Raw genomic sequence first — 15,635 nt, forward strand, 5'->3', positions numbered from 1 at the left:
CATGTACGAGATCAGCCTTCACCCCGTGCCAGACGCCGTGCGCAAGCACGCCCTTATCGACAACGATGCCTACCTGCGCCTCTACCAGCAGTCCATCGAGCAGCCCGAGTTGTTCTGGGGCGAGCAGGCCACCAGCTTTCTCACCTGGTTCAAGCCCTGGGAGCAACTGCATCACAGCGACCTGAAGAAGGGCGAAGCCGAGTGGTTCAAAGGCGGCAAGTTGAACGTCGCCTACAACTGCATCGATCGCCACCTGGAACAGCGCGGCGAGCAGGTCGCCATCATCTGGGAAGGCGACAACCCCAGCGAATCCGCGCACATCACCTATCGCAAGCTGCACAGCCATGTCGCGCGCCTGGCCAACGTCCTGAAGAGCCGTGGCGTGAAGAAGGGCGACCGGGTCTGTATCTACATGCCGATGATTCCTGAAGCGGCCTACGCCATGCTCGCCTGCGCACGTATCGGCGCGGTGCATTCGGTGGTGTTCGGCGGCTTCTCCCCTGACGCCCTGCGCGACCGCATCCTCGACGCCGACTGCCGCACCGTGATCACCGCCGATGAAGGCGTACGCGGTGGCAAGTACGTCCCGCTGAAGCAGAATGTCGACAAGGCCCTGAAGGATTGCCCGAAGGTGTCCTCGGTGTTGGTGGTCCAGCGAACCCAGGGCACGATCGACTGGGCCGAAGGACGCGACCTCTGGTATCACGAGGCCCTGCACGGGGCCAGCGAAGACTGCCCGCCGGAATGGATGGACGCCGAAGACCCGCTGTTCATCCTCTACACGTCCGGCTCCACCGGCAAACCCAAGGGCGTGCTGCACACCACCGGCGGCTACCTGCTGGGTGCGGCGATGACCCACAAGTACGTGTTCGACTATCACGATGGCGACATCTACTGGTGCACCGCGGACGTGGGCTGGGTCACTGGCCACAGCTACATCGTCTACGGCCCCCTGGCCAACGCCGCCACCACCCTGATGTTCGAAGGCGTACCCAACTACCCGGATGCCTCTCGCTTCTGGCAGGTGATCGACAAGCACCAGGTGAACATCTTCTACACCGCCCCCACCGCCATCCGCGCACTAATGCGAGAAGGCGAAGATCCGGTGAGGAAGACCGCTCGCACCAGCCTGCGCCTGCTCGGCAGTGTCGGCGAGCCGATCAACCCGGAAGCCTGGGAGTGGTACTACAACGTGGTTGGCGACAAACGCTGCCCCATCGTCGACACCTGGTGGCAGACCGAGACCGGCAGCATCCTCATCACCCCGCTGCCCGGCGCCACGATGCTGAAGCCCGGTTCGGCCACCCGCCCGTTCTTCGGTGTGCAACCGGCGCTGCTGGACGAAAAAGGCAAGGAGATAGACGGCCCAGGAAGCGGCGTCCTGGCGATCAAGGCCAGTTGGCCGAGCCAGATTCGCAGCGTCTATGGCGACCATAAGCGGATGATCGATACCTACTTCTCCGCCTACCCCGGCTATTACTTCACCGGCGACGGCGCCCGACGTGACGAAGACGGTTACTACTGGATCACCGGCCGCGTGGATGACGTGATCAACGTCTCCGGCCACCGCATCGGCACGGCCGAGGTGGAGAGCGCGCTGGTACTGCACGACGCCGTCGCCGAGGCCGCCGTGGTGGGTTACCCGCATGACCTCAAAGGCCAGGGCATCTACGCCTTTGTCACGCCGATGAAGGGACTGGAACCCTCCGAGGAGCTGAAGAAAGAACTGCTGGCCCTGGTCAGCAAGGAGATCGGCAGCTTCGCCAAGCCCGAGCTGATCCAGTGGGCGCCGGGCTTGCCGAAGACCCGCTCGGGCAAGATCATGCGCCGCATCCTGCGCAAGATCGCCTGCAACGAGCTGGACAATCTCGGCGACACCTCCACCCTGGCCGACCCGTCGGTGGTGCAGAGCCTGATCGACAAGCGCCTCAACCAGTAAGACCCGCCATGGCGCCAGCTCCCTCAGGGGGCTGGCGCCTTTCGCTTGGAAACGCTTCGCCCATGGAATTCATTCGCCGCCGCATCGAAAGCCAGATCATCGGCCTCACCGGCCTCGCCCTCGGCCAGCTCGACTTCGAGAACCCCAAGGGCGACCCCGGCCTGTTCGGCCCGGACTCGGTGACCTGGAAAGTCCATGGCGACTTCACCTCGATGATGATCGGCGGCATCAGCGCGCTGCTCCTGCAGATGCTGCATCCCTTGGCGCTCTCCGGTGTCTGGGACCACTCCAATTTTCGCGAGGACATGCTCGGTCGCCTGCGCCGCACCGGCCAATTCATCTCCGGCACCACCTTTGGCACGGTCAAGGATGCCGACTGGCTGATTGACAAGGTGCGCACCATCCACTTGCAGGTGGTCGGCACCACCCCTGACGGCCGGCCCTACGCCGCCAGCGACCCGGCCCTGCTGACCTGGGTCCACGTGGCCGAGGTCAGCAGCTTTCTCAAGGCTCATCTGCGCTACCTCAACCCACACCTCTCCGGCGAAGACCAGGACCGCTACTACGCCGAAATCGCCCTCGTCGCCGAGCGCCTGGGCGCCGAAGACGTACCGAAGTCCCGCCAGGAAGTAGCGGACTACCTGGACGCCACGCGTCCACAGTTACTCTGCGACGAGCGCAGCCTGGAGGTCGTGCGCCTCCTTCTCGGTGCCCCGGCACCCAGCGCCATGGCCAAGCCGTTCGGCGTCCTGATGATGCAGGCGGGAATCGACCTGCTGCCGGACTGGGCCAGCGCCATGCTCGGCCTGCACCAGCGCCCTTGGCAGCGGCGCGTGGTACGCGATCTGGTCTGGCAGGTGGCACCGCTGCTGCGCTGGGCCATGCGCAATGGTGCCGTCCATCGCGCGCGCCGCCGCATGGGGCTGCCGCCCCGCTGAGCGGTGGACCGGGCGACGATCCGCTTCGACCGGCACCGCGCCACGGCAGACTCGCTTTGTTAAACTGCGCGCCCCTTTTTGCGAGACGCCGCGCATGTCCTCTGCTCTCTCCCAGGCGCTGCGCGCCGCCCTCGACGCCCGTCGGCCGCTGCTGGCCGAACTCCATGCCCAAGGCACCGATTGCTACCGGCTGTTCCATGGCAGCCAGGAAGGCGCCCCCGGCCTGACCGTCGACCGCTACGGCCCGCAGCTGATGGTGCAGAGCTTCCACCAGCCACTGGAACGTGAGCCGCTGTTGGCACTGGCCGCCACGGTGGACGCGTTCCTCGGCGAGAAACTGATGCTGGTCTACAACGACCGCTCCCAAGGTAATTCGCGCGTCGACCGCCGGGACCCTGTGTATCAGCCTGACGCCGCAGCCCTGGAAGACCTGGTGGGTCGCGAATGGGGCCTGAACTACCGGGTACGCGGCCGCCATCCCGGCCAGGACCCGCTGCTGTTCCTCGACCTGCGCAACGCCCGAGGCTGGGTCAAGGACAACAGCGCCGGAAAATCAGTACTCAACCTCTTCGCCTACACCTGTGGCGTCGGCCTGTGTGCGGCCGCTGGTGGCGCCAGCGAGGTCTGGAACCTGGACTTTGCCGAGGGCAACCTGGCCGTCGGCCGCGAGAATGGTGCGCTGAACCCAGAGCTGGCGCCCATGCACTTCATCCAGTCCGATTACTTCCCCGCCATCCGCCAGTTGGCCGGGCAGCCCATCGCCCGCCGCCACGGCCAGCGCCTGCCCAGCTACATACGCCTAGAACAGCGCCAGTTCGACCTGGTGTTCCTCGATCCGCCGGCCTGGGCCAAGAGCGCCTTCGGTACCGTGGACCTGCTACGCGACTACCAGAGCCTGCTCAAGCCTGCCCTGCTGGCGACCGCCGAGAATGGCGTGCTGGTGTGCAGCAACAACCTGGCCAGGGTGGCCATGGAGGACTGGCGCGAGCAAGTGCTGCGCTGTGCCAGCAAACTGGGTCGACCCGTACGCGATTGCCAGCAGTTGGCGCCCGCTTCCGACTTCCCCTCAAGCGATGGGCGCCCACCGCTCAAGACCCTGGTTCTTCAACTCTGAAGGCCATGCGACAACGAGAGCCAACCGTCAGGCGGAACCCTGAGGCCGTGCCATAATCCAACGCACTCTTTGCCGGGATAGTTGACGCCTCATGTACAAAGGATTGAAACGGGCCGCCTGCGCCCTGCTGATCGTCGTAGCCCTCTACAGTCTGCTTGGTTTTCTGATCATCCCGGGGATCGCCCTGCGGGTGGCCAACCAGCAACTGGCCCAGTACGCCACCGTCCCCGCGCGGCTGGAGCGCATCCAGCTCAACCCCTTCAGCCTGGAGCTGACGCTCTGGGGCCTGCACATCGGCGACGACAAGACCGAGCATCTCGGCTTCGAGCGCCTCTACGCCAACCTGCAGCTGGACAGCCTCTGGTCCAACGCCCTGCACCTGGCGGATGTGGAGCTGGACAAGTCCAAAACCGAGGTGCTGTTTGCCAAGGATGGGACGCTCAACCTGGCCCAGCTGTTCAAGCTGCCGCCCAGCGAACCCAAGCCAGAGGAACCCGCGGGCGATCCCTTTCCGCTGCGTATCGACCGCATCGAGCTGAGCGAAGGCGGCCTGCACTTCGAAGACCAGCGCCCGAGCGAGCCGATCGAATTCGTCTACGACTCCCTCAACCTTGAGCTGCACAACCTCAGTACCCTGCCCGACGACAATGCCGAGATGTCGCTGGTGGCCACCGGTCCCTACGGCGGTCGTGTCGACTGGCAAGGCCAGGTCAGCCTGGTGCCATTCACCTCCAGCGGCCAGCTGAAGATCACTGACGGGAAGATGAAGGCCTTCTGGCCCTATGTTCGCGACGCCGTGCCCCTGGTCCTGCAGGAAGGCGTCATGAGCCTGTCCACCGACTACAGGCTGAGCCTGACCGAGGGCACCCAGCTGAATCTGGACAAGATCTGGATCAAGGTCGCGCCCTTCGCCATCAAGGCACCGGACAACCGCCCGCTGGTCAACCTGGAAGTACTGGAGGTCAGCGACAGCTCCCTGGACCTGGTCAAGCAGGAAGTGCTGATCGGCAAGATCCACAGCCAGAATCTGGAGACCTGGGCTGCCCGGGAATCGGACGGCCAGCTCGATTGGCAGAAGCTCTTCGCCAGCGAGGCCAAGCCCGCGCCCAAGGCCGAAGAAAAGCCCGCACCTGACCAGGCCGAGTCCACGGACGAACCCGGCAAGCCCTGGGTGGTGAAATTGCGTGAGACTCAGCTTCGCGGCTACAAGGTCCACTTGGCCGACCGGGTACCCAAGGACCCGGTACAACTGGAACTCGGCCCGTTGAACCTCGACCTCAAGGACTTCGACAGCCGCGGCGAAACACCCTTCAACCTCAGCCTCGACACCGGACTCGGCAAGCAGGGCAAGGTGCAGGCGGTTGGCCAGGTCCAGCTCAAGCCGACCACTGCCAAGCTGCAGGTGCAGACCCGCGACGTCGACTTGCGGGTCGCACAGGCCTACCTCAGTCCCTTCGTGCGCCTGGAGCTGCGCAGCGGCATGCTCGACAGCGACCTCAACGTAGACCTCAAGAGCACCGAACCTCTGGCCCTGGGCATCACCGGCCGAGCGCTGGTCAACCAGCTGCATACCCTGGACACAATCAAGGAACGCGATTTCGTCAGATGGCAGCAGCTGCTGGTGGATGGCCTCAACTACCAGCATGGCGACAGCCTGAACATCGACAAGGTGAGCCTGAACCAGCCCTACGCGCGCTTCATCATCAACGAAGACCTGACCACCAACGCCAGCGACCTGGTGATCAAGCAACCCGCCGAAGCCGGTGTCCAAGCCACCGCCCCTGCCAAACCGGAACCCGCCGGCAAGCCCCTGGGTATTCGTATCGGTGGCATCGACATCAAGGACGGCTCGGCGAACTTCGCCGACTTCAGCCTGACGCCGAACTTCGCCACCGCCATCCAGCAGCTCAATGGCGAAATCGGCACCCTCGACAACCGTAATCCCAAGCCCGCCAAGGTAACGGTGAACGGCAAGGTAGACCGCTATGCGCCCGTGACCATCAAGGGCAGCCTGAACCCCTTCGACCCGCTGGACAGCCTGGACATCGCCACCAGCTTCAAGCGTGTCGAGCTGACCACCCTGACGCCCTATTCCGGCAAGTTCGCCGGCTACCGCATCCGCAAGGGCAGGTTGAATCTGGACCTGCACTACCAGATCGAGAGGGGCCAGTTGAAAGCCGAAAACCATCTGGTGCTGGAACAGCTGCAGCTCGGGGAGCAGGTCTCCAGTCCCGACGCAGTCGACCTGCCGGTGCGCCTGGCCGTGGCCCTGCTCAAGGACACCGAAGGCAAGATCGACATCTCGCTTCCGGTGGCCGGTAACCTCAACGATCCGCAATTCAGCGTCGCCCCCATCGTCTGGCAGACCCTGCGCAACCTGGTGCTGCGCGCCGTGCAGGCGCCGTTCAACTTTGTCGCCGGGCTGGTCGGCGGCAGCAGCGAAGACCTCGGCCAGGTGCCCTTCCCGGCCGGCAGCAGCGAGCTGGACGCCGAGGCACAGAAGTCGCTGGATACCCTGGCTGACGCGTTGAAAAAACGTCCGACCCTGCGCCTGGAGGTGGAAGGCGCCAGCGCCAAGACCGCCGACGGTCCTCTGCTGGCGGAGCAACGCCTGAATCGGGAGTTCCAGAGCACCTACTACAAGATCGCCCAGCGCCGGGGCGACAAGGTTCCGGCCGAGGCCAGCCAGATCGAGGTCCCGGACGACGAGAAGGCGCCTATGCTGGAAGGTATCTACCGCACCCGCCTGAAGCAGCAGCCGCCGGCCGAGTGGAAGGACCTGGACAGCGACCAGCGCGCCGCCAAACTGCGCGAAGCCGTGCTGGTTTCCTGGGCCCAGAGCGATTTGCTGCTACGCCAGTTGGGCCAGGCTCGCGCCGCCAGCATCAAGGATTACCTGGTGGATCGCGGTGGCCTCGCAGACGACCGCATCTTCCTGCTGGACGTCAGCCTGGTGGAGCCCAACCAGGCAGGAGAGGTGATCTCGCCCCTGCATCTGGACAGTGAATAGGAGACCCCATGCGTACGCTGCCGTTCGCCCTGCTGGCGCTCGCCCTGGCCATTCCGGCCGTGGCCGAGACCATGCGCTGCGGCAGCAAGCTGATCAGCATCGGCGACCGCACCTTCGAAGTCCTGCAGAAGTGCGGCGAGCCGGTGCATCGCGACCTCGTCGGCTACACCCTGGGCTCCTACGACCGACGCGAGTTCAGCGTGGAAGAGTGGGTCTACGGGCCCAAAAACGGCATGCTCAGCATCCTCACCTTCGAGGGCAATCGCCTGGTGCGCATCGAAACACGGCGCAGCCGCTGACGTCACAAAGCCACCGGGTGTAGGCTCTAATCACCTCCACCATCTCGGACATCCCCGTGAGACTCCGCCTCCTGCTCTGCCTACCCCTGCTGCTGGTACTGGGAAACGCCCAGGCATCCTCCACCCTGCGCTGCAACAGCAACCTCATCAGCCTCGACGACACGACCAGCGAAGTACTGGAAAAGTGCGGCGAGCCAGTCAGCCGCGCGGACCTGGGCTTCCGGGAAGTGGTCGACAAGTACAACATGCGCAACGAGGTGCGAGTGGAAGAATGGGTCTACGGGCCACGCAACGGCATGTACCAGTTCCTCCGTTTCGAGGGCAATCGCCTGCGCAATATCAGCAGCAAACGGAGCAACTGACAGGCTCTCAGGCAGGATGCTAGGCTCTGCGGCTGATTACCTCAGGACAGGATGCCCGCCATATGAAAGCCCTCGTTTGCCTCTTCGCAACCACCCTTCTCCTGGTCTCAGAGGCCAATGCCAGCACCTTCCGCTGCGAAAGCAAACTGGTCAGCCTCGGCGACCGTAGCGTCGAGGTCCAGCGCAAGTGCGGCGACCCCGCTTCGCGCAGCTTTATCGGCTACACGGAAACCAGCAGCGGACGCCAGGAAATGCAGACGGAAGAGTGGGTCTACGGTCCCAGCAACGGCATGTACTACTACCTGAGATTCGTTGGCGGCCGCCTCAACCAGATCGATAGCAAGCGCGACTGAGGCGCGTGCGATGATCATTCTCCCTGCCGATCAACCCCTGGATTGGCGACGACCGCCGGTCATCACCCTGCTGCTGATCCTGCTCAATACGCTGATCTACATCGTCTACCAGGGCGGCGACCAGGCGCGGGGACAAGAGGCGCAGCAGCTCTATCTGGATGGCGGCTTGCTCAATCGTGAGCGCGCCCTGTTCGTCGATCACCTGGTGGAACGCGAGAAGTTCGACGCGGACCAGCGCCGCGCCATCGACGCCATGCGCCGCCAGGACCTCGCGATCATCATCCTCCGCGACCTCGAGTTCGAGGACTGGCTGCATCGCTCCCCGGCTTACCAGGCTGACACTGACTGGCAACAGGCGCGGCAGAAGGCCGAGGCGGCACGGGACAGAATCAGCGCCCAGCGCTTCGGCTTCATCCCCAACAAATTCAGCGTGCAGGGGCTGTTCGGCGCCATGTTCCTGCATGGCAGCTTCGATCACCTGTTGGGCAATATGATCTTCCTGTTCATCTGCGGCTTCGCGCTGGAAGCGGCTCTGGGACGCTGGGTCTACCTCGGCCTCTACCTGGCCAGCGGCCTCGCCTCGCACCTGCTCTGGTGGGCCCTGGACCCTGTCTGGGTAGCAGGTATCGGCGCCTCGGGGGCGGTCTCAGGATTGATGGGCATGACCATCGGCGTCTACGGTCTGCGCAAGATCAGGTTCTTCTACTGGCTCGGCCCTTTGATCGGTTACTTCAAGGCGCCCGCCCTGTGGATACTGCCCGCCTGGCTCGGCAAGGAGCTGTATGGCGTGCTGTCGGCCGACGATCACGTGAACTACTACGCCCACCTCGGAGGCCTCGCCTTCGGCTTCCTCGCCACCTGGTTGTTGCACCTGGCGGGCTTCATCAAAGTCGACAAGGTCTACCTGAGCAAGGAGGACCCGGACGCCCCCTTCAAGCGGGAGCTCGCCGCTCTGGATCAACTCATCAGTCGCTTCGCCCTTGATCAGGCCGCCCCCCGTGGGCTCGACCTGTTGCAACGCTATCCCGGCCGGCTGCCACTGCTGGAACGCCTCTATCCGCTGGCCAAGAGCCGCCAGGACAAGCCGCTGCTGACTGCCGTACTGAAGCAGCTGTTCAACCTGCCGGAGCAGACCGCCGCCCTGCCGCTGCTGCAGAAACTGGCGGACGATGTCGCCGACCCACAACAACGCCTGCTGCAGCACCCCGCCGTGCTCCTGCACCTGCTGCAGCGACTGATCAAGGCCGGCGACAGCACCCGCGCCCTGGCGCCCTGGCGCCGGCTTTGCCAGGCAAGCCCAGTGCCGTCTCAGCTCCCAAGCCTGACGCTGCAACTGGCCAAGCAACTGGGTCAGCGCCAGGACCTGCGCGGTGTGGGCGAGCTCGGCCAGTACCTGCGCAAAGCCTTCCCCGAAGCGGAGCAGACCCGCCAGTTGGCGCTCTACCAGCAGCACCTGGCGCGCTAATCGCCTCCAACGACAAGGCCCCGCAACCGCGGGGCCTTGTCTTCCTACCCGGTCTACCCGGAATTACTCGGCGGATTTCAGGCCGTCGGCAGAAACCGCAGTGACGCCTTTGATGTTCTTGGTCGTTTCGATGGCCAGATCACGCTCGGCATCGGTCTTCACCATCCCCGACAGCGCGACCACGCCCTGATTGGTTTCAACCTTGATATCCATGCCGCTGAGGTTCTTGTCGGCCAGGAAGGTGGATTTGACCTTGCTGGTGATCCAGGTATCGGAGACCGCCTCTTCGGCTTTCTGCATGGTCTCGCTGGCTGCCAACATCGTGTGACCGCTGGTTTCTGCATGGACGCCGGCCGCGAACGGCAGGCTCAGGGCGGCAGCAGTGACAGCGGCAAAGGTCCACTGGGTGAAAGACTGTTTCATGAGGTGGGTCTCCTCTCTTCTTCGGAACATCTGCAGCAAACTCCCGGCTGCAGGGACACCAGGAATGTCGCAAAGCCTGTGCCAGCTTCCTAAGAACAGAAAAACCCCTTAAAAACAGAAACTTAAGCTCATCAATCAGAATCAATCTGCATGCAGTCTGCAAGTTCGCCCCCACTCGCCTTGCAGACTGCACGATGAAGCCCGAATCCTCAGCCAGAGCTGCTCAACCGCGCAATGGTGATTTCTAGCGCACTGATCTGGTCGAGCAGTGGCGAGGCGGGATACCGCGCGCGAACATAGGCCAGCAGCTTCTGCGCAGGCTCCAATTGCCCCAGGCCCTCAGCGAAGCCACGGGCCGCGAGCAGGTAGGCGCGAGGGATGTGCGGGTAATCAGGGAAGCGCTGATGGAGATTGCGCAGCAGGCTCAGGGCCTCGCGCACCTTGTGACGATCCAGCAGCGCCGCGGCGACCTGCTCGCAGATCAGGGCGTCAGCCGGCAGGAAGTCGGCCTTGAATTGGCGAGCATTGAGCAGCGCGGTGGCGGCCAGGGCCGGACTCTGCCGGGCGGCCAGTGGCAGATAATGATCCAGGTGGCGCAGGCAGCGCTCTTGGGCACCCAAGCCAAACAGCAACTGGTGGTAGCGCTCGTTCAGACGCAGGTCATCAGGATCGCGGTGCAGCGCGTTGGCGAGCGTTTCCAGGGCGCCGTCGCTCTGTCCTTCCTTCAGGCGAATCTCGGCTTCGGCCAGCGCTTTGCGACGGCGCCATTCGTTCTCCGGCACTCCCTGCTGGGTGCCTTCTTCAGCAATTGCGAAACCCAGGGCGCCCTGATACTGGAACACGGCGTAGCCCATCATGCTGCACATCACCACACCGAAGTAACCGAACAGGAACGTGGCGATGGGCATCAGCACCACCTTGGGCAGACCGCTGGAAAGCAGCCAAGCCACATAGCCGGGGGACTGCCAGAGGATGAAGAGGAAGGCGCAGAGAATAAGGTAACGCCAGCCCATCGCCTTGATCACCTCGCCGACCTGGTCGGGACTCAGCGCCGCTCCCAGTTCCTTGCTCAACGCCAAACGGATGATGCTGGCCGGCAGCAGCAGGACGATGGCGATGTTCACTACCCAGAACAGGGTCTCGCTGTTGAAGTCCGCAGCCAGCCAGAGCGCACCGAAGGCAATGGCAAACACCAGCATCTGCTTGAAGAACAGCGAGAAGCCTTCGCCGCTGAAGGCACTGATCAGGCTCGGCGCCTCGCGCTCGCCTTCGCTACTGGCCTCGATAACACTGTGGAAGTACTTGGTGGCGACACTCAACAGGGCAACCCAGAGGATGAGCGAGCGCGGCATGAACAGGCCGGCCAGGGCCAGTAGCGCACTGAACGCCAGCGGTCCCGCCTGCATGCCATAGCCAAAGAATTGAGGCAGACGTTCCCAGAAGGGCTGGGCAGTATTGGCAGCGCCGAGGAAGGTCAACTGACTGCGACATAGCGGACACGCCGGGCTGTCATCCGGGGCGTCGGCATTGAGTGGGATGCAGCAGTCGCCAAAATGGCGCTGGCAGGGCACACAGTGCCAGGTGGCGGGTTGGGCGGGGTGGTACTGGCAGAGCGTCTTGTCCATGACTGTTCCAGGCACGATGGCGGTTCGCCATTCTCCTGGCAAAAAAAGAGGGCCCGCAAGGGGCCCTCTCTTTTATCGGCTGACGATTGTCAGACGCCGGAAGCCTCGGCAGCTTCCACGTCCTTCATCGACAGCTTGATGCGGCCGCGGTTGTCGACGTCGAGAACCAGGACTTTGACTTCCTGGCCTTCCTGCAGCACGTCGGTAACCTTGTCGATGCGCTTGTCGCTGATCTGCGAGATGTGCACCAGACCGTCCTTGCCCGGCAGGATGTTGACGAAGGCACCGAAGTCGACGATGCGCTCGACCTTGCCGATGTACACCTTGCCGATTTCGGCTTCAGCGGTGATGCCCAGAACGCGCTGACGCGCAGCCTCGGCAGCTTCCTTGGTCTCGCCGAAGATCTTCACGCTGCCATCGTCTTCGATGTCGATGGAGGCCTTGGTCTCTTCGCAGATCGAACGGATGGTGGCGCCGCCCTTGCCGATGACGTCACGAATCTTGTCGGTGTCGATCTTCATCGCGATCATGGTCGGAGCGTTGGCCGACAGCTCGCTGCGGGACTGGGCAATGATCTGGTTCATCTGGCCGAGGATGTTCAGGCGCGCTTCCAGAGCCTGCTCCAGGGCGATCTCCATGATCTCTTCGGTAATGCCGTTGATCTTGATGTCCATCTGCAGCGCGGTCACGCCCTTGGCGGTACCGGCTACCTTGAAGTCCATGTCGCCCAGGTGGTCTTCGTCACCGAGGATGTCGGTCAGCACGGCAAACTTGTCGCCTTCCTTGACCAGACCCATGGCGATACCGGCAACCGGGGCCTTCATCGGCACACCGGCGTCCATCAGGGCCAGGGAGGCGCCGCAGACGGAAGCCATGGAGCTGGAACCGTTGGATTCGGTGATCTCGGAAACCACGCGGATGGTGTAGGGGAACTCGTCGCCTTTCGGCAGCATGGCGGAAACGCCACGACGGGCCAGACGACCGTGGCCGATTTCACGGCGACCGGCGCTGCCCATACGGCCGCACTCACCCACCGAGAAGGGCGGGAAGTTGTAGTGCAGCATGAAGGCGTCCTTGCGCTCGCCTTCCAGGGTGTCCAGCAGTTGGGCATCGCGGGCGGTGCCAAGAGTGGCAACGACCAGGGCCTGGGTTTCACCGCGGGTGAACAGGGCGGAACCGTGGGTCTTGTCCAGCACGCCGACTTCGATGTTCAGCGGACGTACGGTGCGGGTGTCACGGCCGTCGATACGCGGCTTGCCGTTGACGATGTTCTCGCGAACGGTGCGGTATTCCAGCAGGCCGAAGGCATCCTTCACTTCACCAGCCGGGAACTGACCGTCTTCCTCGCCAACGAAGCGGGCGATGACCTGGTCACGCAGCTCGTCCAGGCGGTTGTAGCGATCCTGTTTGATGGTGATGGTGTAAGCCTGGGAGATGGCTTCGCCAAACTCGGCCTTGATGGCGCTGAGCAGAGCGGTGTTCTCGGCAGGAGCGCTCCAGTTCCAGGTCGGCTTGCCGGCTTCGGCAGCAAACTCCTTGACCGCATTGATCACGGACTGGAATTCCTGGTGGGCGAACAGAACGGCGCCCAGCATCTGGTCTTCGGTCAGCTCTTGCGCTTCGGACTCAACCATCAGCACGGCGTCTTCGGTACCGGCAACGACCATGTCCAGGGCAGAGGCTTTCAGCTGCTCGTAGTTCGGGTTCAGCAGGTAGCCGGTCTCTTCGTGGTAGGCCACGCGAGCGGCGCCGATCGGGCCGCTGAACGGGATGCCGGAGATTGCCAGGGCGGCAGAGGTACCGATCATGGCGGCGATATCCGGATCGGTCTTCTTGTTGGTGGAAACCACGGTGCAGATGACCTGCACTTCGTTCAGGAAACCTTCCGGGAACAGCGGACGGATCGGACGGTCGATCAGGCGCGAGGTCAGGGTTTCCTTCTCGGAAGGACGGCCTTCACGCTTGAAGAAACCACCGGGGATACGGCCGGCAGCGTAGGTTTTCTCTTGGTAGTGAACGGACAGCGGGAAGAACCCCTTGCCCGGGTCGGCTTGCTTGGCGCCAACCACAGTCACCAGTACGGTGACATCTTCGTCCATGGTGACCAGAACGGCACCGGAGGCTTGACGGGCGATACGGCCAGTCTCGAGGGTAACGGTCGATTGACCGAACTGGAACTTCTTGATTACCGGGTTCACGGTGTTTTCCTTCTCTGTGTTGCCTTGGGGGAAATGGTGGGAGTGTCGGGAGTCGGACCCGTTTCAATCCCCTAAAAAACCAGAAGCTGGAAAGCCGAAAGCTGGAACGATGTCCAGCTTCCGGTTTTCCAGCTTCCAGCTCATCTGTGTCGCTTAGCGACGCAGACCCAGACGACCGATCAGGGCGCTGTAACGAGAGGTGTCCTTACCCTTCAGGTAGTCCAGCAGCTTGCGGCGCTGGTTAACCATGCGGATCAGACCACGACGGGAGTGGTGGTCTTTGCCGTTGGCCTTGAAGTGATCCTGCAGCTTGTTGATGTTGGCGGTCAGCAGGGCAACCTGCACTTCCGGAGAACCGGTATCGCCTTCAGCTTGCTTGTACTCGTTAACGATCTGGGCTTTTTCAGTAACGCTCAGTGCCATGATGGGCTTCCTCTGAGAGTAATAGGCCGGGACCTGTGTCCCGTGTTCAAAAAAGAGGATTGACCGTGCCTATTAACAGCCATCCTCGGATCGGTCATTCCGACCGAATCAGTCGACGCGGCGCTACGCGCCCGTCGTCGCTCACTTCACCGATACCGATGAAGCGACCGGTATGATCCTGCACTCGCATCATGCCGAACTTCGGCGCTTCCGGGGCCCGCACCGGCTGGCCGTGAAGCCAGTAGTAGGCGCTGTGCTCTGTCAGCTGGATCAGCGGCCAGTGTTCCAATCCGCTGTCGACCGGCAGGAGGAACTGGTCCAGTGCCTCGTTGCCGCCTTCGGCGTGGGCCTTCTCCAGTGTCTCCAGACTGATCGCCTGGTCCAACCCGAAGGGGCCTGCCTGGGTCCGGCGCAGTTCTGCTACGTGGGCGCCGCATCCCAGGGCCTGGCCGAGATCCTCGACCAGGGTACGGATATAGGTGCCCTTGCTGCAGGCTACGGCCAGTCTTGCCTGGCTGTTTTCGCACGCCAGCAATTCCAGGCGCGCAATAGTAACAGAACGCGCCTCGCGCTCCACTACTTCGCCAGCACGCGCCAACTTGTACAACGGTTGACCGTCCTTCTTCAGAGCCGAGTACATCGGTGGTATCTGCTTGATTTCGCCTCGAAAACGCGGCAATTGCGCTTCGATATCCTCGCGACCGACGGTCACCTCGCGACGCTCGATCACTTCACCCTCGGCATCGCCGGTGGAGGTAGTGACCCCTAGCTGAGCCAGGGTTTCGTAACCCTTGTCAGCATCCAGCAGGTACTGGGAGAACTTCGTCGCCTCACCGAAGCACAACGGCAGAACGCCGGTCGCGAGCGGGTCGAGGCTGCCGGTGTGACCAGCCTTCTCGGCATTGAACAGCCAGCGCACTTTCTGCAGCGCAGCGTTGGAGCTCATGCCGCGCGGCTTGTCGAGAATCAGCACGCCGCTGATGTTACGGCGGATACGTTTTACCTGGGCCACGCCATTACTCCTCGTCGTTGCCCGGGTGCTTGCGGTCTTCTGCCACAGCGCGCTCGATCAGCGCCGACAGCTCAGCACCGCGACGGATGCTGGCGTCGTAGTGGAAGTGCAGCTGCGGTACGCTGCGCAGCTTCATGGCCTTGCCCAGCTGCATGCGCAGGAAACCGGCGGCATCCTGCAGGATGTCGCGGTTCAACTCGACCTTCTCGGCATTGTCGTCCTGGCCCATCACGGTGATGAACACCTTGGCGTGGGACAGGTCACGGCTTACGTCCACCGCGGTAATGGTCACCAGACCCAGGCGCGGGTCCTTGATCTCACGCTGAATCAGCAGCGCCAGTTCACGCTGCATCTGATCACCGATGCGTTGGGTACGGCTGTAGTCTTTAGCCATTTCGTTTCACTCATGAACACTTAAAAAGCCAAAAGCCAGGAGTAGAAAGCGATGGCTTCCAGCTCCTGGCTCCCGGCTTG

14 protein-coding genes are annotated in these 15,635 nt (G+C 63.1%); 8 read left to right on the forward strand and 6 right to left on the reverse strand.

The window, feature by feature from the left end:
• The first annotated feature begins 1 nt into the window (after position 1).
• The 8 genes from acs (at position 2) to FFS60_RS17255 (ending at position 9,480) form a co-directional block, all read left to right on the forward strand.
• A complete protein-coding gene (gene acs / locus FFS60_RS17220) occupies positions 2-1,939 on the forward strand; it encodes an acetate--CoA ligase (protein WP_028630026.1) in 1,938 nt (645 codons plus the stop codon).
• A gap of 62 nt (positions 1,940-2,001) precedes the next feature.
• A complete protein-coding gene (locus tag FFS60_RS17225) occupies positions 2,002-2,877 on the forward strand; it encodes an oxygenase MpaB family protein (protein ID WP_137822640.1) in 876 nt (291 codons plus the stop codon).
• Between the two features lie 94 nt (positions 2,878-2,971).
• Positions 2,972-3,991 (forward strand): class I SAM-dependent rRNA methyltransferase, encoded by a 1,020-nt coding sequence (locus FFS60_RS17230; protein ID WP_137822641.1) that lies wholly within the window; start codon positions 2,972-2,974, stop codon positions 3,989-3,991.
• Between the two features lie 91 nt (positions 3,992-4,082).
• Entirely contained in the window at positions 4,083-7,001 is a 2,919-nt protein-coding gene (locus FFS60_RS17235) for a DUF748 domain-containing protein (protein ID WP_137822642.1), read from the forward strand.
• Between the two features lie 8 nt (positions 7,002-7,009).
• Positions 7,010-7,300 (forward strand): DUF2845 domain-containing protein, encoded by a 291-nt coding sequence (locus FFS60_RS17240; protein ID WP_137822643.1) that lies wholly within the window; start codon positions 7,010-7,012, stop codon positions 7,298-7,300.
• A 56-nt stretch (positions 7,301-7,356) separates the two neighbouring features.
• Entirely contained in the window at positions 7,357-7,662 is a 306-nt protein-coding gene (locus FFS60_RS17245; RefSeq protein WP_028630021.1) for a DUF2845 domain-containing protein, read from the forward strand.
• 62 nt (positions 7,663-7,724) lie between these two features.
• Positions 7,725-8,015 (forward strand): DUF2845 domain-containing protein, encoded by a 291-nt coding sequence (locus FFS60_RS17250; protein ID WP_137822644.1) that lies wholly within the window; start codon positions 7,725-7,727, stop codon positions 8,013-8,015.
• Positions 8,016-8,025: 10 nt separating this feature from the next.
• The gene (locus FFS60_RS17255; protein ID WP_137822645.1) at positions 8,026-9,480 is read left to right on the forward strand and encodes a rhomboid family intramembrane serine protease; all 1,455 of its coding nucleotides are present in this window, start codon (positions 8,026-8,028) and stop codon (positions 9,478-9,480) included.
• A gap of 63 nt (positions 9,481-9,543) precedes the next feature.
• Here the strand turns inward: FFS60_RS17255 and FFS60_RS17260 are convergent, their stop codons facing one another.
• The 6 genes from FFS60_RS17260 to rbfA all read right to left on the reverse strand — a co-directional run bounded on the left by FFS60_RS17260 (position 9,544) and on the right by rbfA (position 15,555).
• The gene (locus tag FFS60_RS17260) at positions 9,544-9,903 is read right to left on the reverse strand and encodes a BON domain-containing protein (protein ID WP_028630018.1); all 360 of its coding nucleotides are present in this window, start codon (positions 9,901-9,903) and stop codon (positions 9,544-9,546) included.
• A gap of 209 nt (positions 9,904-10,112) precedes the next feature.
• The gene (locus tag FFS60_RS17265) at positions 10,113-11,528 is read right to left on the reverse strand and encodes a hypothetical protein (RefSeq protein ID WP_028630017.1); all 1,416 of its coding nucleotides are present in this window, start codon (positions 11,526-11,528) and stop codon (positions 10,113-10,115) included.
• A gap of 89 nt (positions 11,529-11,617) precedes the next feature.
• Positions 11,618-13,726 carry a polyribonucleotide nucleotidyltransferase gene (pnp, locus tag FFS60_RS17270; protein WP_028630016.1) on the reverse strand — a complete coding sequence of 703 codons (2,109 nt, stop codon included), beginning with the start codon at positions 13,724-13,726 and terminating at the stop codon, positions 11,618-11,620.
• Between the two features lie 153 nt (positions 13,727-13,879).
• Positions 13,880-14,149, reverse strand: a complete 270-nt coding sequence (gene rpsO / locus FFS60_RS17275) for a 30S ribosomal protein S15 (protein ID WP_016494768.1) — start codon at positions 14,147-14,149, stop codon at positions 13,880-13,882.
• Positions 14,150-14,243: 94 nt separating this feature from the next.
• Positions 14,244-15,161 (reverse strand): tRNA pseudouridine(55) synthase TruB, encoded by a 918-nt coding sequence (gene truB, locus FFS60_RS17280; protein ID WP_137822646.1) that lies wholly within the window; start codon positions 15,159-15,161, stop codon positions 14,244-14,246.
• A gap of 4 nt (positions 15,162-15,165) precedes the next feature.
• Complete coding sequence (rbfA, locus tag FFS60_RS17285; protein WP_028630014.1) at positions 15,166-15,555, reverse strand: 30S ribosome-binding factor RbfA; 390 nt, start codon at positions 15,553-15,555, stop codon at positions 15,166-15,168.
• Positions 15,556-15,635: the final 80 nt, after the last annotated feature.

Source organism: Pseudomonas sp. D(2018) (genome assembly GCF_005502555.1).
GTDB classification, from domain to species: Bacteria; Pseudomonadota; Gammaproteobacteria; order Pseudomonadales; family Pseudomonadaceae; genus Metapseudomonas; species Metapseudomonas resinovorans.